Here is an 18,724-nt window from a genome sequence, read left to right as displayed (position 1 = left end):
AGCTCACCCCAGGCTCGCCTTCACTGTCTCGATGAGCTGCTTCAGGCTGAAAGGCTTGGGCAGAAAGCCGAAATCGCCTTCGGGCAAATTCTTGGCGAAAGCCTCCTCCGCGTAGCCCGAGACGAACACCACTTTCGCCGTCACGCCGCGCTTGCGCAATTCGGCGAACATGGCCGGGCCGTCCATCTCCGGCATCACCACGTCGGAGACGATGAGGTCGATGCGCTGGCCCTCGCGCTCCACCACTTCCAGCGCCTCGAGGCCAGAGGCGGCCTCCATCACCTTATAGCCGCGCGAGCCCAGCGCGCGCGCCGCGAAAGCGCGGACGGCGTCCTCGTCCTCCACCAGCAGGATCGTGCCCTGCCCCGTGTAATCGGCGGCGGGCTTGGCGGCCTCGGGCTTGGCGGCGACCTCGCCGACCTCTGGCACATGGCGCGGCAGGAAGATGCGAAACACTGTTCCGCGTCCGAGCTCGCTGGCCGGGAAAACGAAGCCGCCCGACTGCTTGACGATGCCGAACACCATCGACAGGCCGAGGCCCGTGCCTTTGCCGACCTCCTTGGTGGTGAAGAAGGGCTCGAAAATCTTGGCCATCACATCCGGCGCTATGCCGGCGCCATTGTCTTCGACCTCGATCAGCACATATTCGGCCGGCGTCAGCGAAGCCTCGCCGAAGGCGGCGCATTCGCCCGCGGCGACATTGCGCGTGCGCAGCTGGATGCGCCCGCCCGATTCCGGCATGGCGTCGCGGGCGTTCACCACCAGATTGATGATGACCTGCTCGAATTGATTGATGTCGGCCTTCACGAACCACAGATCGCGGCCGTGCTTCAGATCGACCTCGACCTTCTCGCCGACGAGACGGCGCAGGAGCAATTGCAGCTCCGACAGCACGTCGCCGAGCTGCAGCACTTGCGGGCGCAAGGTCTGGCGGCGCGAGAAGGCGAGCAGCTGGCGGGTGAGGCCGGCGGCGCGATTGGCCGTCTGCTTGATCTGGATAATGTCCTGGAAGGACGGATCGGTCGGCCGGTGATTGGCGAGCAGCAGGTCCGAATAGCCGATGATGGCGGTGAGCATATTGTTGAAATCATGCGCGACACCGCCGGCGAGCTGGCCGACCGCCTGCATTTTCTGCGATTGGGCGAAGCCCTCCTGCAGCTTGCGATGCTCGGTGGTGTCGAGCGCGTAAATGGTCGCGCCCTTTTTGCCGGCGTCCTCCGACGGCGCGACGAAGAAGCGCGCCGAGCGCGTCGGCAGTCCATCCTCCTCCTGCAGCGCGGCGTCGATGGGCGGCACGTCGCCGCGATTGTCCAGAGCGGCGGCGATCGCCTCCTTCAGCGCGGTGCGGTCGCGCTCGACGACGCTGGCCAGCACCGGCCAAGCGGCGGCGCCCTTCAGAGCCTGCGGCAGCAGCTTGGCGAAGGCGGCGTTGGAGCGCGTGACCTTGCCGTCGGGATCGATGGCGGCGATGGCCATGGGCGTCGAATTGAAGAAGCGCGCGAAACGCACCTCGGCGGCGCGCAAATCCTCCTCCGGCTCCTCACCGGCGGTGCGATTGAGCACCAAGGTCCGCGAGGCGCCCGGCGCGCCGTCCTGGCCGAAGGCGACGCGATGCAGCAGCCGCACCGGCAGAGAGCGGCCGTTGCGGCGCTTCAGATCGAGGTCGATCTGCGCAGTGCGCACCTCGCCCGAGCCGCCGGTGATGGCGGTGAGCAGAGTCGAGCCATTATTGGCGACGATATCGGCGAGCGAGACGCCGCCCGAGCCGACCTGGGTGAGGTCGTAGCCGAGCCAGCCCGCCAGCGTCTTGTTCATATAAGAGATCGCCCCGTCCGGGCCGGCCGAGAAAAAGCCCGCCGGCGCATGGTCGAGGAAGTCGATCGCGTGCTGGAGTTCCTGGAAGACATTCTCCTGGCGCTGGCGATCGGCGGTGGCGTCGACGACTGTCCACAGATTCGTGTGGCGCGCGCCGTCGCGCTCGAGCGGACGCACGCGAATGCGATACCAGCCGACCTCGGCGTCCCCGGTCAGCGGCGGAACGAGCCGCACATCCTCGACATGGGCGCGCCGGGCGCGGGCCGCCTGAGCGAGGCGATAGATCGCCTCCGACACTTCCGCCGGCCCCGAGAACAGACGCTCGACGGTCAGCAGTCCAGCCGGATCGCGCGAGCCGCACAGCTCGAGATAGGCGTCATTGGCGTAGACGATCTGCGTGTCGCCCTCGGTGACGAGCAGCCCCTCGGAGAAGGAATCGGCGATCTGACGGGCGACGTCGAGCCGCGCGGAACGGCCCGGAAAGCGCAAAAATCCAACGGCATAGGCGAAGGCGCAGAAAACGCCGGCGACGGCCAGCAGCGCCAGCAGGCCGACGGCGAATTTGGGCGCGACCGGCGCCGGCAGCAGCGAGGCCACGACGATCGAGCCCACCAGGGCGATGGCGAGCGCGAGGACCAGACCGACATTGCCGGGGCGTTCGGTGCGGTCATAGGCGGGCGGCGCCGTCCTGTCGGTCACGGGAATGGTCTCGTGAATCGTTGCATGGGCCGCCTCATTGGCCGCGTCTCGGGCCGTGTCTCGCCGTCGGATGGGCTCCTGCGCCCACAAACGCTGCGGCGCAGGCAGAATCAGGCGGAACAATGGCCCCGGCCGGGGCTCATGGCAATGTCCTTGCGCATTTTCCGCAAGCGCGAATCGCGACGAATGCACTATTAACCATTGCTTAACCTTTGAGGCGCGCTTGCGTCCAACGCTGATAGACTGCATTCTCGCGCCGCGTCACGACGAAAGAAAAATCGATTCATGCCGTCCAGCATCACACAGTCGCAGCTCCTGCCGATACTCGCCGCAATTGTCGCGTTCCTGTTCGCGGCGCTGCTGCTCGTCTATATCTACCGGCTCTTGTTCGGACGACGCATCAAGGCTCCAGGGCCGCGCAACCGGCCGCGCCGGCTCGATATCGTCGATACTTTCGATGTCGACGGCGACCGGCAGCTCGTCATCGTGCGCCGCGACAATGTCGAGCATCTCCTGCTCATCGGCGGGCCGAATGATCTCTTGGTCGAGGCGTCGATCAGCCGGGTCGAGGCCCGCGAGCAGCGCCCGCGCGAGAAGGAGGCGCCCTCCGCCGGCCCCGGCTGGCCGCTCGGCCCGGGCGCCGCGCCTCAGGCGCCGGCTCCCGCCCCTGCGCCGGCGGCCCCTTCTTTTCCGCCCTCGCTCGGCCCGGCCGCTCCGCCCGTGGAGAGCGAAGCTCCCAAGCCGCCGCCGGTCGAGCAGGCGCCGCCGCCCGGCCTCGCGCCGCTGCCGCCGGATTTGTTCGGCCCGCCGCCCACCAAGCCCGCTCCGCCGCCTGCGCCCGAGGCTCCCGCCCGCGCCGGAACGCCGCGCTTCACGCCGCAGCGCCCGCCCTTCACCCCGACGCCGCGCCCGCCACGGCCGGCTCCGCCGCCCTTCCTGGCGCGCACGGCCAAGCCGCCGGTCCCGCCGCCGGCCGCAGAGGTCCCGCCTCCGCCGCCGCACGCGCCCGAGGAGCCGCCGCATCAGCCTGCGCCCGAGCCGCCGCCGCCGGAGCCCGTGGCTGTCGAGCCGCCGCCGCCGCCCGCGCCGGAGGAGCCCGCGCCGCCGCCCGCGCCCGTCGATCCGCTCGACTCGCTGGAGGCCGAAATGGCCCGTCTGCTGGGCCGGCCGGAATCCAAGCCCTGAAAATAAAACAGCGCCCGCGGAAATTTTCCGCGGGCGCTTTGTTTTGCTGCTGACCGAAAAAGAAGAGAAGCCGTCAGTCGTCCCGATAGACGCGCTCACGGCGCTCATGCCGCTCCTGCGCCTCGATCGACAGAGTGGCGATCGGCCTCGCGTCGAGACGCTTCAGCGAAATCGGCTCGCCCGTCTCCTCGCAATAGCCATAAGTGCCGTCCTCGAGCCGCGCCAGAGCGGAGTCGATTTTGGAGATCAGCTTGCGCTGCCGGTCGCGCGCACGTAGCTCTATCGCCCGATCGGTCTCCGAGGAGGCGCGATCGGCGAGGTCGGGGTGGTTCTCGTTCTCGCTCTGCAGAGTGGCGAGCGTATCGCGGCTCTCCTGCAGTATCTCGTCCTTCCACGCGAGCAGCTTGCGCCGAAAATACTCGCGCTGCCGATCGTTCATGAAATCTTCTTGCTCGGACGGTCTGTAGCTCGCGTCTAGATCCACCGCCATTGCCGCGAATCCTCCCTAAGCCTGAACGCGGCGTCTATATAGCCGCGCCGCTCGGGTAGCACAATCACTTCGTCGCGCGCTCATTTGCCGAGCGAAAGCGCGGCTGCGAGATTGGAATCGATCTTGTCGAGGAAGCCGGTGGTCGACAGCCATTTCTGATTATGGCCGACGAGCAGCGCCAGATCCTTGGTCATGAAGCCCTGCTCCACGGTGGAGACGCAGACCTGCTCGAGCGTCAGCGCGAAGCGCGCCAGCGCCTCATTGCCGTCGAGCTTGGCGCGATGCGCGAGCGCGCGCGTCCAGGCGAAGATGGAGGCGATGGAATTGGTCGATGTCTCGTGACCCTTCTGATGCTCGCGATAATGGCGCGTCACCGTGCCATGCGCGGCCTCCGCCTCGACGGTCTTGCCGTCCGGCGTCATCAGCACGCTGGTCATCAGGCCGAGCGAGCCAAAGCCCTGCGCCACCGTGTCCGACTGCACGTCGCCGTCGTAATTCTTGCAGGCCCACACATAGCCGCCCGACCATTTCAGCGCCGAGGCGACCATATCGTCGATGAGGCGATGCTCATAGGTGAGGCCCTGCGCCTGGAACTGCGCCTTGAACTCGGCGTCGAAGACTTCCTGGAACAAATCCTTGAAGCGCCCGTCATAGGCTTTCAAAATCGTGTTCTTGGTCGAGAGATAGAGCGGGAATTTGCGGTTCAGCGCGTAGTTCATCGAGGCGCGCGCGAACTCGCGGATCGACTCGTCGAGATTGTACATCGCCATTGCGACGCCGGCGCCGGGGAAGCGGAACACTTCCTTCTCGATCACCGTCCCATCGTCGCCCTCGAATTTCATCGTCAGCCGGCCCTTGCCGGGCGTGCGGAAATCGACGGCGCGATATTGATCGCCGAAGGCGTGGCGGCCGATGACGATCGGCTGCGTCCAGCCGGGCACGAGGCGCGGGACGTTCTTGGCGATGATCGGCTCGCGGAAGATGACGCCGCCCAGAATATTGCGGATCGTGCCATTGGGCGACTTCCACATCTCCTTCAGGCCGAATTCCTGCACGCGGGCTTCGTCCGGCGTGATGGTGGCGCATTTGACGCCGACGCCATGAGTCTTGATCGCCTCGGCGGCGTCGATCGTCACCTGATCATTGGTGGCGTCGCGGTTCTGAATGGAGAGATCGTAATAGAGCAGCTCGAGATCGAGGTAAGGATGGATGAGCTTGTCCTTGATATAGGCCCAGATGATCCGAGTCATCTCGTCGCCGTCGAGCTCGACGACCGGATTCGCGACCTTGATCTTGCTCATGAAATGCCTCTCCCCGCGTGAGCCGCCGGCCTTATAGCGCGCGCCTGCCGCAAGGCAAAGCAGGCGCCATAGGCAAATCTGCGTCGCGCAGTCGCGTTCGCGCTTTTCTGAAAGGCGATTTTGATCGACGGCTGCCGAATGTTCAGGCGCCGACGCTCACGGCGCGCTCGCCGAGAGAAATTCGACCGGCGCTTCCAATAGCACGATATGCGCATATCGTGCTATAAAGCCCCGAGGAGGCGCCCATGAACGTATCCGTCGGCAAGCACTGGGAAGAGTTCATCGATTCCCTCGTCAAGCAGGGCCGCTACGCTTCGGCGACCGAGGTGATGCGCGAGGGCCTGCGCCTCGTCGAGGAGCGCGAAGCAAAACTAAAGGCGCTGCGCGAGACGATAGAGGCGTCGCTCGCCGAAGGGGGCGAGCACAGCGACGAAGAGGTGGCCGCTTATCTCGATAAGAGAGCCCAGGAACTGAAAGCGCGAGGATATTGATTTGCGCCGACTCGTCTATTCGAGCGCGGCGCGACGAAGCCTCGGCGATCTTCTCGAATATCTGACAATCGAAATGGGTGCGGAAGCGCTCGCTTCGCCGATCGTGCGGCGCATTCGGGACAAATGCGTGAAGCTCGCGGAACTGCCCGCCATTCTCGGCAGGCCTCGCGACGATCTCGCGCCCGGCCTGCGCAGCTTTCCTTTCAGAGGTTTCGTGATCTTTATGCGCTATAGCGACGACAGGCTCGATATCATCGACATCGTGCACTCACGGCGGGACGCCGACGCCGTGATGGGCGAGACCGAGCATTGATCCCGTGACCGGCGCCGGAACCGACCACACCAAGCAGAGTCTCGAGGGCGGGCCGACCATTGTGCTCGTGCGGCCGCAGCTCGCGGTCAATATCGGCATGTGCGCGCGCGCCATGGCCAATTTCGGGCTCTCCGATCTGCGGCTCGTCGCGCCGCGCGAGGGTTGGCCGACGCGCGATCCTGTCTATCGCGAGGCCTCTTACGCCGCCGCCGCCGGGGCCGCACATCTGCTCGATTCGGCCAAGCTCTATGAGAGCGTGCGCGAGGCGATCGCCGATCTCTCCTTCGTCTATGCGGCGACGGCGCGCGGGCGTGGACAAGTGAAGCCCGTGGTGACGCCCGCAACGGCGATGTCCGATACCGTCCTGCGCATCAAATCGGGCGAGCGCCATGGCGTGATGTTCGGCCCGGAGCGCACTGGCCTCGACAATGACGATGTCGCGCTCGCCGATTCGATCCTCACCTTTCCGGTCAATCCCGCCTATGCCTCGCTCAATCTGGCGCAGGCTGTGCTGCTCACCGGCTATGAATGGTTCCGCTACGCCCATGGCGAGACGCTGCCCTTCGACGTCGTCGAGCGCTCGCCTCCCGCCACCCGCGAGATGACGCTCGCCTTCTTCGACTATTTGGAGAAGCATCTCGACGAGCGGCAGTTTTTCCGGCCAGAGACGAAGAAGCCGGTGATGTCGCGCAATCTGCGCAACATGTTCCACCGCATGAACATGACCGAGCAGGATGTGCGCACGCTCTGGGGCGTGGTGGTGCGGCTGGTGGAAGGCCCGCGGCGCGAGCCGAAGAAGGCGGGGCGGCGCAAGAAAGACGAGCAGAGCTGACCGGCGCGCGGGAGAAGGAGCGGCGCGCATCGGTTGCTGATATGATCCCTATATGTCCCGCTACGCCGAGCTCGCGACTGCGACCAATTTCTCCTTCCTGCGCGGCGCCTCGCATCCCGAGGAGATGGTCGCGCAGGCGATGGCGCTCGGCCATGTCGGCATTGGCGTGGCCGATCGCAATTCGCTCGCCGGCGTCGTGCGCGCTCATTCCTATCTGCGCGAGCATGCGGCCGAAGCACCGGGCTTTCGCCTCGCCATTGGCGCGCGTCTCGTCTTCGCCGACGAGACGCCGGATATTCTCTGCTATCCGAAAGATCGCGCCGCTTACGGGCGTCTCTGCCGGCTGCTGACGCGCGGCAATATGCGCGCGCAGAAGGGTGCTTGCCGCCTCTTCCTCGACGATCTCCTGGAATTTTCCGAAGGCCAGCAGCTCATCGCGATGGAGGGCGCGGCGCTCCCTCCCGCCCTGCTCGCGGCTGCATGCGGCCGGCTGTGGCTGGCGGCGACCGCGCTCTATGGCGTCGACATGCGCTCGGCGCTGGCCGGCCGCATCGCGCTCTCGCGCGAGACGGGCCTGCCGCTCATCGCGGTGAACGAGGCGAATATGCATGTCCCCGAGCGGCGCCCGCTCGCCGACGTTCTCGCCTGCGTGCGCGAGAAGACGACGCTCGACAATGCCGGCTATCTCCTCTCCGCCAACGCCGAGCGCGCGCTGAAGAGCGGCGCGGAAATGGCGCGGCTTTTCGCCCAAACGCCGCAGGCGCTCGAGGAGACGGGGCGCTTTCTGGAAGGCCTCTCCTTCAGCCTCGACGCGCTCGCGCATAATTATCCGAGCGAGCTGCGCGAAGGCTTTTCCAGCGAGCAGGAGGCGCTCGAACATTACGCACGGGAGGGCGCGCGGACGCGCTATCCGAACGGCGTTCCCGAAAAGGTCGAGGCGCTGCTGCGCCATGAGCTGCAGCTGATCGCCGAGCTCGGCTACGCGGCCTATTTCCTCACCGTGCACGACATTGTGCGCTTCGCGCGCGCAAAGGACATTCTCGCGCAGGGGCGCGGCTCGGCCGCCAATTCCGTCGTCTGCTTCTGCCTCGGCGTCACCGAGGTCGATCCGGCGAAGCACGATCTCCTCTTCGAGCGCTTCGTCTCCGCCGCGCGCAACGAGCCGCCCGACATAGACGTCGATTTCGAGCATGAGCGGCGCGAGGAGGTGATGCAATATATCTACGCGCGCTATGGCCGCGAGCGCGCCGGCCTCACCGCGACGGTCGTCTCCTATCGCTCGCGCTCGGCCGTTCGCGAGGTCGGCAAGGCTTTCGGCCTTTCCGCCGATGTCGTCTCGCGGCTTTCCGGCAATGTGTGGGGAGGAACGGTGCAAGGAGAGGCGTCCCCACCTCCCCCTCGAGGGGGGAGGTCGAGCGCCGAAGGCGATCGGGAGGGGGTGAAACCCCGAGTCTTTGCCGTTGAACCCCACCCCGTCCGGCTATCGCCGGCCGACCCTCCCCCTAAAGGGGAGGGTGTGCGCGAGCCGCGTCTCGCCAAGGCCCTCGAGCTGACGCGCGAGCTGACCGGCTTTCCGCGCCATCTGTCGCAGCATACGGGCGGCTTCGTCATCACGCGCGATCGGCTGGACGAGATCGTCCCGCTCGCGCCCGCCGCCATGGAAGGCCGCACGACGATCGAATGGGACAAGGACGATCTCGACGCTCTGCGCATATTGAAGATCGATGTGCTGGCGCTCGGAATGCTCACCTGCCTGCGCAAGGGCCTCGCTTTGCTGGCCGAGCGCTACGGCGTCACGCATTGTCTGTCGTCGATCCCGCCGGAAGAAGCGGGCGTCTATGACATGATCTCGCGCGCCGACACGATCGGCGTTTTCCAGGTCGAGAGCCGCGCGCAAATGTCCATGCTACCGCGGCTGCGGCCGCGCGAGTTCTACGATCTCGTCATCGAGGTTGCGATCGTGCGCCCCGGCCCTATTCAGGGCGATATGGTTCACCCATATCTCCGCCGTCGCATCGGCAAGGAGGAGGTCTCCTTTCCCTCGGTGGAGCTCGAGCAAGTGCTGCGCAAGACGCTCGGCGTGCCCTTGTTCCAGGAGCAGGCGATGCGCATCGCCATTGTCGCCGGCGGCTTCACGCCGGACGAGGCGGACCGTCTGCGCCGCGCCATGGCGACCTTCAAGCGCGTCGGCACGATCGGAACCTTCCGCGCCAAAATGCTCGCGGGCATGGAGGCGCGCGGCTATAGCCGCGATTTCGCCGAGCGCTGCTGGAGCCAGATCGAAGGCTTCGGCTCCTATGGCTTCCCCGAGAGTCACGCGGCCTCTTTCGCCCTGCTCGTCTACGCCTCCGCCTGGCTCAAATGCCGCTACCCGGACGTGTTCTGCTGCGCCTTGTTGAATTCGCAGCCCATGGGCTTCTATGCGCCGGCGCAGATCGTGCGGGATGCGCAGGAGCATGGCGTCGGCGTGCATGAGGTCGACGTGAATTTCTCCGATTGGGATTGCGCGCTGGAGACGCGCGCGCAGACGACGCCGCCGCATTCGCGCCACGCCTGCATGGCCGGCGACATTCGCGCCACGCATGACGTGCGGCTCGGCTTCCGCCAGATCATCGGCCTGCGCGACACGGATATGAAGCGCCTCGTGGCGCGGCGCGGCGCCGGCTATGATTCCGTGCGCGATCTGTGGCTGCGCGGCGAGCTCGAGCCGGCGACGCTTGAGCGTTTGGCGGAGGCCGGCGCCTTCGCCTCGCTCGGCCTGCCGCGCCGCGACGCGCTCTGGGCCGTGCAGGCGCTCAACCGCGCCGGCGACAAGGACGAGCTACCCCTGCTGCGCGCGCTCTCCTTCGCGCCGCAGGAGGAGGACGCGAACCTTCCGCCCATGCCGCTCGGGGCGGAGGTGGTGGAGGATTATCGCTTTTTGTCGCTGTCACTGAAGGCGCATCCCATGGCGTTTCTGCGTGGGCGGCTGCAGGCGAAGGGGATCACGCCCTGCGCGATGCTCGGCGGCGGCCCTCTCCCCAACCCTCCCCCGCAAGCGGGAGAGGGAGCAGGCTCCGCGCTTCATCGAGATTCCGCGCAACGCCGGCCGCTCCCCTCTCCCGTGCAGCGGAGGGAAGGGGCAACGGGCCAAGGCGCGCGCGAGGGCGCGCGCGTGACGGTCGCCGGCCTCGTGCTGGTGCGGCAGAGGCCGGGCTCGGCGAGCGGCGTGATCTTCATGACGATCGAGGACGAGACCGGAATCGCCAATATCGTCGTCTGGCCGAAACTGTTCGAGCGGCAGCGTCCCGAGGTCATCGGCGCGCGGCTGGTGTCGGTCACGGGGCGCGTGCAGAATGAATCCGGCGTCGTCCATGTGATCGCGCAGAAGATCGAGGATCTGAGCGCCGATCTGCGCCTGCTCGAGCAATCGCGCGGCGCCAAGGCGCGCGAGCCCATTCCGAAGGGACGCAATTTTCAATGAGCCCAGATGATTTTCTCACCGCCTTCGACTCTCCGCCGGGCGCGCTGCAACGCGTTTCGCGGCTGACGCGCCGCATTGTCGCGCCCAATCCCGGCGCCTTCACCTATACGGGCACATGCAGCTACATCATCGGCGAGGGCGAGGTGGCGATCATCGACCCTGGCCCGGCGGATGCTTCGCACATAGAGGCGCTGCTCGCCGCGGTAGCGGGCGAGAGGCTGCGCTACGTGCTCGTCACCCATACGCATCGCGATCATTCGCCGGCCGCGCGCATTCTGGCGGAGAAGACTGGCGCGACCATCGCCGGCTGCGCGCCCTATGCGCCGCCGCCCGATCTCGCGGTCACAGGACCCGGCCTCGACGCCTCGCATGACAAAAGCTACGCGCCGGACCTTCTCCTCGCCGATGGCGGTCAGCTCAGTTTCGGCGGCCTCTCGATCGAAGCCGTCGCGACGCCGGGCCATACGACCAATCATCTCTGCTTCGCGCTGGCCGAGGAGGCGACGCTCTTCACCGGCGATCATGTGATGGGCTGGGCCACGACCGTCATCGCGCCGCCGGATGGCTCCATGAGCGAATATTTCGCCTCGTTGGAAAAGCTGCGCTGGCGCAACGATCGCCTCTACTGGCCGGCCCATGGCGGACCGGTGAAGGAGCCGCAGCGCTATTTGCGCGCCCTGCTCCACCATCGTCGGCAACGCGAGGCCGCCATCCTCGAGCGCCTCGAGGCCGGCGACGAGACGATCGCCGTCATTGTCGCGCGCATCTATGAGGGCTTCGACGCGCGGCTGCAAAGGGCGGCGGCGCTCTCCGTCTTCGCGCATCTCGAAGATTTGATCGAGCGCGGCCTCGCCCGCTGCGACGGTCCGGCGACATTGGAAGCGCGGTATTTCAGAGGGGAGCGAGTAGCGAATAGCGAGTAGAACCACGCTACCCATTACTCGCTACTCGCTCACTTCTCGTTCAGCCCCGCCTGCAGCTCCTCCGCGAATTGCCGGATACGCTTGGCGTTGGCGCCGAAATCATGGCGCCCGTAGCGCGAGGCGGAGCGCACGTCTATGCGCGTCTGGCCGGCGAGCGGACGCAGCCGCACGGCGATGTCGTCGGCGAAGCCCATCACCAATGTGCGGTCGAGAAAATCGAGATGGCCGACGCCGGAGCGGCCGCCGGGCGGGCGCTGGTCGATGACGCGCCAGCCGCGGCTCTGCGCCGTCTCCAGCACCAGCTGATAGGCCTCGTCCGGCTCGAGATCGACGACGATCGGCTCAATGTCGGGATAGCCGTCCCTCTGCCGCTCCGCAGTGTCGGCGTCGAAGCCGGCGGGCGTGAAGCCGGCGCGCGCCGCCACCGCCGCGCGCGAGGTGGAGAAGCGCGGCGGATCGGCCGTGTCGGTCGAGACGTCCGAGAGCACGGGCAGGCGCACGGCCTGGACGGCAAGATAGGCCGGATAGCCGAGCGTCGCCGCCGCGAGAAAGGCGCCGCCGAGCGCCTCGCCCAGCCCGCGCCGGCCCTCCTGCCAGATGACGACGCAAGCGGCGAGAAACAGCAGCAGCGCGACGAGCGCCACCACGATCGCGCCGCCCAGCACGGCGAGCGAGGCCTGCGGCTCCACCGCATTGGCGCGCGCGAGGATCACGGCGATCGCCGCGACCGGGAGAGAGAAAACGGCGAGCCGCCGGCACCAGACCGCGGCGTTGGAGACGGGCTCTTCTGGGATATGGCGCAGCATGGGGCGATCATAGCATCGATCGCGGCCCGGCTCATCCACAGCCGCATGCGGAAGATGCGCGGCGGGCTCCGCGATTTTACGAATAGTTTACCGGGGTAAGGGAGACTTTAAATCAAATGCACGCATTCCTCGAGCGTCCCTCAACCATTCAGTAGAGAGTAGCCGCCATGTCGAAGCTCGTCGCCACCGATTTCAGCGAAGCGCAATCTGCCGACCGTCCGCATGATCTGCTCGCCCGCCTCTATCGCGAGATCGGCATTTCGGCTGTCGCCGCGGCGCTCGAGGTGATGCATCCGAGCCAGGATGAGACCGAGGCCTCCGAGGATGCGCGCCTGCCGGCGATCCTCCTCGAGGAGCAGCTCGCGGCCTGACGGCCCGCAACTCTCTTCTCCCCGACTTGGGACCGCGAGCTATCTCGGCTCGCAGTCCCTTTTTTCGAAGCGAGCCCTAAAGGCTCGCTTTTTTATTCGATGATCGAAGCGACGACGCCGGCGCCGACGGTGCGGCCGCCTTCGCGGATGGCGAAGCGCAGCTTCTCCTCCATGGCGATCGGAACGATGAGGTTCACCTCCATCGCCACATTATCGCCCGGCATCACCATCTCCACGCCCTCGGGGAGCGTCACGATGCCGGTCACGTCCGTCGTGCGGAAGTAGAACTGCGGACGATAGTTGGTGAAGAACGGCGTATGACGGCCGCCCTCTTCCTTCGTCAGAATATAGGCTTCCGCCTTGAACTTGGTGTGCGGCTTCACAGAGCCCGGCTTCGACAGAACCTGGCCGCGCTCCACGTCCTCGCGCTTGGTGCCGCGCAGCAACGCGCCGATATTGTCGCCCGCCTCGCCCTGATCGAGCAGCTTGCGGAACATTTCCACGCCGGTCACGGTCGTCTTCACCGTCGGGCGAATGCCGACGATCTCGACTTCCTCGCCGACCTTGACGATGCCGCGCTCCACGCGGCCCGTCACCACCGTGCCGCGGCCGGAAATCGAGAACACGTCCTCGACCGGCATCAGGAAGGGCTGATCCTTCGGGCGCTCCGGCTGCGGGATATATTCGTCGACCGTCTGCATCAGCTTCAGGATCGCGTCATGACCGATCTCGGGCGTCTTATTCTCGAGCGCCGCCAGGGCCGAGCCCTTGGTGATCGGAATATCGTCGCCGGGGAACTCGTATTTCGACAGAAGCTCGCGAACCTCGAGCTCGACGAGCTCGAGCAGCTCGGGATCGTCGACCATGTCGACCTTGTTCAGGAACACGACCAGCGCCGGCACGCCGACCTGACGGGCGAGCAGGATGTGCTCACGGGTCTGCGGCATCGGGCCATCGGCGGCGGAGACGACGAGGATGGCGCCGTCCATCTGCGCGGCGCCGGTGATCATGTTCTTCACATAATCGGCGTGGCCGGGGCAGTCGACGTGGGCGTAGTGACGATTGGCGGTCTCATACTCGACATGCGCCGTCGAGATGGTGATGCCGCGCGCGCGCTCTTCCGGGGCCTTGTCGATCTGGTCATAGGCCGTGAAGGTCGCGCCGCCCGTCTCGGCCAGAACCTTGGTGATCGCCGCCGTCAGCGACGTCTTGCCATGGTCCACGTGACCGATCGTGCCGATGTTGCAATGCGGCTTCGTGCGTGAGAATTTTTCCTTGGCCATGCTTTCTGGTTCCCGGTTGCGGCGCGTCTCGCGCGCGCGAGCCTTTAAGGCGGTTGCCGCTTTTCTTCAAGAGCGTTCGCGATTCCGCCGGGCCGCCCAAACAAGATAGGGGAGGCGCCGCTGATCGCCGCCTCCCCCTTCGATAAAGAATATTCTCTTTTCTGTCTGAGCCTTAGCGCTCAGAACTTGACCTTGACGCCGCCATAGACCGAGACCGGCGCGCCCGGAACATAAGTGCGCGCATTGGTGAAGCCGCCGGCCGAGGCGGTCGCATTGCCGCTGTTGTCGAAATAGGTCCCGAAAGTATAGTAGCGCCGATCGAAGAGGTTCTGCGCGAGCGCATAGACCTCTATATTCTCGGTGACCTTATAGGAGGTCTTCAGATTGACGACGCCCCAGGAGGGCAGCGGCTTGTCGAGATTGGACTCGTCGCCGCGCAGCCGCACCCCGCTGGTGAAGATGTAATCGGCGCCGAACTTCCACTCGGGCGTGATGAAGTAATCAAAGCCGAGCTTCACGCGATGGCGCGGCACGCCCGGCATCACATTGCCCGGCCGCACATGGATGAGGCCATTGGCGTCGGCATAGGGATTGTTGCCCGACTCGACGTCGAAGGCGCTGCGGAAGGTGGCGTCGATCAGCGCATAATCGGCATAGAGGCTCAGCTGGTCGTTGCGCCAGGCGACGCCGGCTTCGAGGCCCTGGCGGCGGGTGGCGCCGACATTGGCGAAATAGCCCCTGCCCTGGATCACATTCGACGGCAGCGAGATGATGTCGTCGCTGTTCACGGCGCGGAAGATATCGACCTTCCACTCCAGCCGGCCGTGATCCGGCCCGATGTCGTGATAGCCGCGGAAGCCGATCTCGCCCGAGCGCGTCACCACCTGCTTCAGCGGCGGATCGGCGACGAGGAAGTTGTCGATGGTGCAGGGATGATTCGCGTCGGCACAGCCGTTCTCGAGCGCGGTCGGCGCGCGATTGGCCTCCGAATAATTGCCGTAGACCGTGAATTCCGGGATGAAAGTATAAGTGAGGCCCGCGACCGGATTGACGCGCTGATAGCTCTTGTCGCTGTTGAGGCGCACGCCGAGACGATCATAGAGCGTGATTTCCGCGCTGTTGAAGCGCAGGCCGGCGGTGAGGGTGAGCTTATCGGTCAGATCGAGCGTGTCGAGCGCATAGACGCCGTAATAGAGGTTGCGCGCGAAGACCGACGAGGGCTGGAAGCCGCCTTCCTGAACCGAGTTGAAATATTGCAGCCCGGTCGATGTCACATTGAAATCGCCCTGCAGAATGCCGAGCTCGGAATAGCCGCGGAAGTCGGTGAACTGGCGATCGAAGGAGCCGCCGACGATGAGCTTGTTCTTGAAGTCGGCGATCTTCTCGTCATAGGTCCCTTGGATCGCGCCGCCATAGGAGCGCGAATGGGTGCGCGAATAATCGATCGTCGCCGGCAGGCCCCCGGCGAGCACCGAGGACGGAATATAGGCCCCATTGGGTCCGATCAGACGACGCTGCGCATTGGTCGGCACATTGCCGATGAAGGGGTCGTTGTCCTGGCAGACGAAGGCTTTGGCGCTGCAGGTCTCCATATCGGCGATATTGCCGTCGATATGCGCCTGCTGATAGTCGCGGTAATAGAAGTTGCCGTTGAGCTTCAGCGCGCTCGAAACGTCGTAGGAGCCCTTCAGATTGAGGAAGTGCAGCTCATTGGTCGAGCTCTGCGGCGTCGTATAGACGGAGCTGTAGTCGCGCTGGAGCATTTCGACCGGCGTCGCCGCGGCGGCGCCGAGGCGCGTCGTGGCGCCGGTATAGTTCAGATGGAACTCGCTCTTGTCGCCCTTATAGCCGAGATCGAGATAGCCGCGCAGCAGCTCCGAGCCGGAGCGCTGGCGCCAGCCGCTGTCGCCGAGCGCCTCGAACGCCGAGTAGATGGCGAAATCGCCGTATTTCTGGCCGACCTGCGCCGCGCCATAGCGGCGGCCGAAGGAGCCGCCGCGTCCCTCCAGCTCATAGCCCTGCCAGGTGAAGCCGTTCTTCATCTCCAGCGTCAGAGCGCCGCCGAGCGCATTGAGGCCGAACAGCGGATTGCCGCTGACCAGCTCGCTATTGGCGATGGCGACCGTGGGAATGAGATCGAAATTGACGACGTCGCCGAAGGCCTCGTTGATGCGCACGCCGTCCTGATAGACGGCGAGACCCTGCGGCGTGCCGGACACCGGCGAGGCCGTGAAGCCGCGATAGGTGAGATCGGGCTGGAAAGGATTGCCCGCGACATCGACGATGGAGACCGAAGCGTTGCGGCGCTGCAGCGTGTCGGTGATGACGAGCGCGCGGTCGCGATCGAGATCGCTACGCTTGGTGGTGATGGGATTGGTCGGGACCTTCGACCTCTCGATTCCCGCGCCCGCCTCCGGGGCCGCCGCGATAATGTCGATGTCGGGCAGCGCCTCCTGGGCGCGCGCCTGCAGCGCAGGCGCCGCGGCCACCATCAGCGCGACGAGGGAAATTCGGGAACCAAGCATCGTTTCTCTTCCACATGACGGCCCGGCCGCTCGGGCGATTTTCTCGTCGAAGGCGGCGCGCCGCGGGAAAACGAACGCAGAATCAGGGATAACGCCCCGCCTTCGGTTTGCGGAAGTTACGGGCAGTTAACCTACGTACCTATTGCAAAGATTCACAATCTGCTTGCCGCTTTTTCCCGAAATTGGCGAAATCGCGGCGGCAAGACGCTTTTTTCGTTATTGCCCCGCTCTAGGCGTCCGGCCGCTCGAAGACGGATTCTCCCGCGACGAATGTCGATTTCACCCGACCTTGGAGGCGCGCCGTGTCGAAGGGCGTGTTCTTGCAGCGGGAATGCAATTCGGACGGATCGACGACGAAGGGCTCGTCCGGGTCGAAGCGGATGAGATCGGCCGGCGCGCCCTTGGCGAGACGCCCCTGCTCCAGGCGCAGAATCTCGGCCGGCCGCGTGGACATGGCCCGCAGCAGCGTCGGCAGCGGCACATCGCCCGAATGGACGAGCCGCAGCCCCGCCGCCAGCATGGTCTCGAGGCCGACGGCGCCGGCCTCCGCCTCGGCGAAAGGCAGGCGCTTCATCTCGACGTCCTGCGGGTCGTGATCGGAGAGAATGACGTCGATGAGCCCGCTCGCCACCGCCTCAACCAGCAGACGGCGCTCGTCCTCATGGCGCAGCGGCGGGCGCAGCTTCAGGAAGGTGCGGTAGTCGCCGATGTCGTTCTCATTGAGCGTCAGATGATTGATCGTGGTCCCGCACGTCACCGGCAGGCCGCGCGCCTTCGCCTCCTGAAGCGCCGCCAGCGACAGGCCATTGGCCACGATGGAGGCGTGGTAGCGCGCGCCGGTCAGCTCGACGAGGCGCAGATCGCGATCGACGATAATGGCCTCCGCCTCCTTGGGCACGCCGGCGAGGCCGAGCCGCGTCGCCAATTCGCCGTCATTCATGACGCCCTCGCCGACGAGATCGCGATCCTCCGGGAAATGGATGATGAGCGCGTCAAAATCGCGGGCGTAGGTCAAAGCCCGGCGCATGGTCTGGGCGTTGCGCAGCGAGCGCTTGCCGTCAGAGAATGCGATGGCGCCGGCCTCGCGCAGCAGGCCGAATTCGGAGATTTCCTTGCCCTCGCGCCCTTTGGTGAGCGCGGCCATGGGCAGGACGCGGACGCGGCCGGTGTCTCGGGCGCGGCGCAGGACAAAGTCCACGACCGCCGGATCGTCGATCGGCGGCGAAGTGCCGGGGGCGGCGACAATGGTGGTGACGCCGCCGGCCGCGGCCGCCGCCGTGGCGGTGGCGATGGTCTCGCGATGCTCGGCGCCCGGCTCGCCGAGAAAGGCCTGCATGTCGATGAGTCCGGGCGCGAGCACATCGCCCGCGCAATCGACGATTCGCGCGCCCTGCGGGGCGGTCTCGGCCTTCAGAGCCGGGCCGAGATCGGCGATTTTTCCGTCGAGGACGAGGAGCCCTCCGCGCGTCTCCACGCCAGAGGCGGGATCGACGAGGCGGGCGTTCACGAAAAGGAGAGGCGCATGCGTCGGCATGAGGCCTGCTTAGGCCATTTCGCGCGCCAAGGGAACGCGCTGAGGGAACGCGGCGCGGCTATCGCTCCGCTTTCTCCGCATCCTCGAGCGCGGCGAAGCGCACCTGCACATCGGCGCCATCGGCGGGCGGCGAGGCGAGGCGCGCGCGGAACTGCACGCTCTCCCCGGCCGCGAGCCGCACTTTCGGCGCGGCAGCGGTCCAGCTGTAGCGCTCGCGGCCGTCGGCGCCGCGAATGGCCAGCGCCATGGGCGGCACGCGATTGGCGGCGCGCCGCAGATTGACGATCTCGCCCTCGACGGTCAGCACCTTGCGCGTCCCTTCGGTGACGATCTTGGAGGTGACGCCGCGCAGATCGAGCCCGGCGGCGTTGACCTTCAGCCCCATGGCCGAATAGAGCGCCGTCGCGAAGGGCATGACCCGCACGATCTTCTCGCGCATGCCGATCAGCGCCATGGCCCCGAAAACGACGGCGATGATCGCCGCGATCAGCGGCAGCAGGCGCTGGCGCCGCTCGTCGACGAGATCGCTCTCATGCGGCGGCTCCCGCCACAGCGGGCTCTCGTCCAAGTCATGAGCCTTCGGGGCCGAGCCGACCGGGGAGTTGTGCGGGGCGAGGTCGTTGCGCATGGCCGGTCTCCGAACCGTGGGCGGCCGCTTTTGAATCGGCCGCCGACATGTCGTCGATTAGCCGC

15 protein-coding genes are annotated in these 18,724 nt (G+C 66.2%); 7 read left to right on the top strand and 8 right to left on the bottom strand.

The window, feature by feature from the left end:
* Positions 1-3: 3 nt before the first annotated feature.
* The gene (cckA, locus tag METLW4_RS0106115; RefSeq protein ID WP_026191295.1) at positions 4-2,514 is read right to left on the bottom strand and encodes a cell cycle histidine kinase CckA; all 2,511 of its coding nucleotides are present in this window, start codon (positions 2,512-2,514) and stop codon (positions 4-6) included.
* A gap of 285 nt (positions 2,515-2,799) precedes the next feature.
* On the opposite strand from cckA, the gene METLW4_RS28825 reads away from it, so the two are divergent.
* Positions 2,800-3,699: a flagellar biosynthetic protein FliO gene (locus METLW4_RS28825; RefSeq protein WP_018265322.1), complete on the top strand. Its 900-nt coding sequence runs from the start codon at positions 2,800-2,802 to the stop codon at positions 3,697-3,699.
* Positions 3,700-3,772: 73 nt separating this feature from the next.
* Here the strand turns inward: METLW4_RS28825 and dksA are convergent, their stop codons facing one another.
* Together dksA and METLW4_RS0106100 are read right to left on the bottom strand one after the other, a co-directional pair.
* Positions 3,773-4,189 carry an RNA polymerase-binding protein DksA gene (dksA, locus tag METLW4_RS0106105; protein WP_018265321.1) on the bottom strand — a complete coding sequence of 139 codons (417 nt, stop codon included), beginning with the start codon at positions 4,187-4,189 and terminating at the stop codon, positions 3,773-3,775.
* A gap of 80 nt (positions 4,190-4,269) precedes the next feature.
* On the bottom strand, positions 4,270-5,490 hold the full coding sequence (locus METLW4_RS0106100) for an NADP-dependent isocitrate dehydrogenase (RefSeq protein ID WP_018265320.1): 1,221 nt from the start codon (positions 5,488-5,490) through the stop codon (positions 4,270-4,272).
* Positions 5,491-5,735: 245 nt separating this feature from the next.
* On the opposite strand from METLW4_RS0106100, the gene METLW4_RS0106090 reads away from it, so the two are divergent.
* Genes METLW4_RS0106090 through METLW4_RS0106070 form a run of 5 tightly spaced genes read left to right on the top strand, consistent with a single transcriptional unit; the run spans position 5,736 to position 11,512 of the window.
* On the top strand, positions 5,736-5,981 hold the full coding sequence (locus METLW4_RS0106090) for a type II toxin-antitoxin system ParD family antitoxin (RefSeq protein WP_018265318.1): 246 nt from the start codon (positions 5,736-5,738) through the stop codon (positions 5,979-5,981).
* A 1-nt stretch (position 5,982) separates the two neighbouring features.
* Positions 5,983-6,294, top strand: coding sequence for a type II toxin-antitoxin system RelE/ParE family toxin (locus tag METLW4_RS0106085; protein WP_018265317.1), 312 nt, complete (start codon positions 5,983-5,985; stop codon positions 6,292-6,294).
* A gap of 4 nt (positions 6,295-6,298) precedes the next feature.
* A complete protein-coding gene (locus tag METLW4_RS0106080; RefSeq protein ID WP_018265316.1) occupies positions 6,299-7,126 on the top strand; it encodes an RNA methyltransferase in 828 nt (275 codons plus the stop codon).
* A 52-nt stretch (positions 7,127-7,178) separates the two neighbouring features.
* The gene (gene dnaE / locus METLW4_RS0106075) at positions 7,179-10,589 is read left to right on the top strand and encodes a DNA polymerase III subunit alpha (RefSeq protein WP_018265315.1); all 3,411 of its coding nucleotides are present in this window, start codon (positions 7,179-7,181) and stop codon (positions 10,587-10,589) included.
* Positions 10,586-11,512, top strand: a complete 927-nt coding sequence (locus tag METLW4_RS0106070) for an MBL fold metallo-hydrolase (RefSeq protein WP_018265314.1) — start codon at positions 10,586-10,588, stop codon at positions 11,510-11,512. Before dnaE ends, METLW4_RS0106070 begins: the two co-directional genes overlap by 4 nt.
* Positions 11,513-11,541: 29 nt before the next feature.
* Here the strand turns inward: METLW4_RS0106070 and METLW4_RS0106065 are convergent, their stop codons facing one another.
* Entirely contained in the window at positions 11,542-12,318 is a 777-nt protein-coding gene (locus METLW4_RS0106065) for a DUF1499 domain-containing protein (RefSeq protein ID WP_026191294.1), read from the bottom strand.
* Between the two features lie 167 nt (positions 12,319-12,485).
* Between METLW4_RS0106065 and METLW4_RS0106060 the strand changes: the two genes are divergently transcribed.
* Positions 12,486-12,689 (top strand): hypothetical protein, encoded by a 204-nt coding sequence (locus METLW4_RS0106060; RefSeq protein ID WP_018265312.1) that lies wholly within the window; start codon positions 12,486-12,488, stop codon positions 12,687-12,689.
* Positions 12,690-12,781: 92 nt separating this feature from the next.
* Here METLW4_RS0106060 and tuf read toward each other — a convergent pair whose 3' ends face one another.
* The 4 genes from tuf to METLW4_RS0106040 form a co-directional block, all read right to left on the bottom strand.
* Positions 12,782-13,972, bottom strand: a complete 1,191-nt coding sequence (gene tuf / locus METLW4_RS0106055; RefSeq protein WP_018265311.1) for an elongation factor Tu — start codon at positions 13,970-13,972, stop codon at positions 12,782-12,784.
* A 179-nt stretch (positions 13,973-14,151) separates the two neighbouring features.
* A complete protein-coding gene (locus tag METLW4_RS0106050) occupies positions 14,152-16,497 on the bottom strand; it encodes a TonB-dependent receptor (RefSeq protein WP_026191293.1) in 2,346 nt (781 codons plus the stop codon).
* 229 nt (positions 16,498-16,726) lie between these two features.
* Positions 16,727-18,031 (bottom strand): dihydroorotase, encoded by a 1,305-nt coding sequence (locus METLW4_RS0106045; RefSeq protein WP_018265309.1) that lies wholly within the window; start codon positions 18,029-18,031, stop codon positions 16,727-16,729.
* Between the two features lie 58 nt (positions 18,032-18,089).
* Positions 18,090-18,659 (bottom strand): hypothetical protein, encoded by a 570-nt coding sequence (locus METLW4_RS0106040; protein WP_018265308.1) that lies wholly within the window; start codon positions 18,657-18,659, stop codon positions 18,090-18,092.
* Positions 18,660-18,724: the final 65 nt, after the last annotated feature.

The organism is Methylosinus sp. LW4, assembly GCF_000379125.1.
In the GTDB taxonomy this organism is placed as follows: Bacteria; Pseudomonadota; Alphaproteobacteria; order Rhizobiales; family Beijerinckiaceae; genus Methylosinus.
This window is presented reverse-complemented; position numbering and strand designations above follow the sequence as displayed.

Coding starts and splice junctions, on each gene's coding strand:
- METLW4_RS28825 (WP_018265322.1), top strand. CDS start 2,800: ATGCCGTCCAGCATCACACAGTCGCAGCTCCTGCCGATACTCGCCGCA.
- dksA (WP_018265321.1), bottom strand. CDS start 4,189: ATGGCGGTGGATCTAGACGCGAGCTACAGACCGTCCGAGCAAGAAGAT.
- METLW4_RS0106100 (WP_018265320.1), bottom strand. CDS start 5,490: ATGAGCAAGATCAAGGTCGCGAATCCGGTCGTCGAGCTCGACGGCGAC.
- METLW4_RS0106090 (WP_018265318.1), top strand. CDS start 5,736: ATGAACGTATCCGTCGGCAAGCACTGGGAAGAGTTCATCGATTCCCTC.
- dnaE (WP_018265315.1), top strand. CDS start 7,179: ATGTCCCGCTACGCCGAGCTCGCGACTGCGACCAATTTCTCCTTCCTG.
- METLW4_RS0106070 (WP_018265314.1), top strand. CDS start 10,586: ATGAGCCCAGATGATTTTCTCACCGCCTTCGACTCTCCGCCGGGCGCG.
- METLW4_RS0106065 (WP_026191294.1), bottom strand. CDS start 12,318: ATGCTGCGCCATATCCCAGAAGAGCCCGTCTCCAACGCCGCGGTCTGG.
- METLW4_RS0106060 (WP_018265312.1), top strand. CDS start 12,486: ATGTCGAAGCTCGTCGCCACCGATTTCAGCGAAGCGCAATCTGCCGAC.
- tuf (WP_018265311.1), bottom strand. CDS start 13,972: ATGGCCAAGGAAAAATTCTCACGCACGAAGCCGCATTGCAACATCGGC.
- METLW4_RS0106050 (WP_026191293.1), bottom strand. CDS start 16,497: ATGCTTGGTTCCCGAATTTCCCTCGTCGCGCTGATGGTGGCCGCGGCG.
- METLW4_RS0106045 (WP_018265309.1), bottom strand. CDS start 18,031: ATGCCGACGCATGCGCCTCTCCTTTTCGTGAACGCCCGCCTCGTCGAT.
- METLW4_RS0106040 (WP_018265308.1), bottom strand. CDS start 18,659: ATGCGCAACGACCTCGCCCCGCACAACTCCCCGGTCGGCTCGGCCCCG.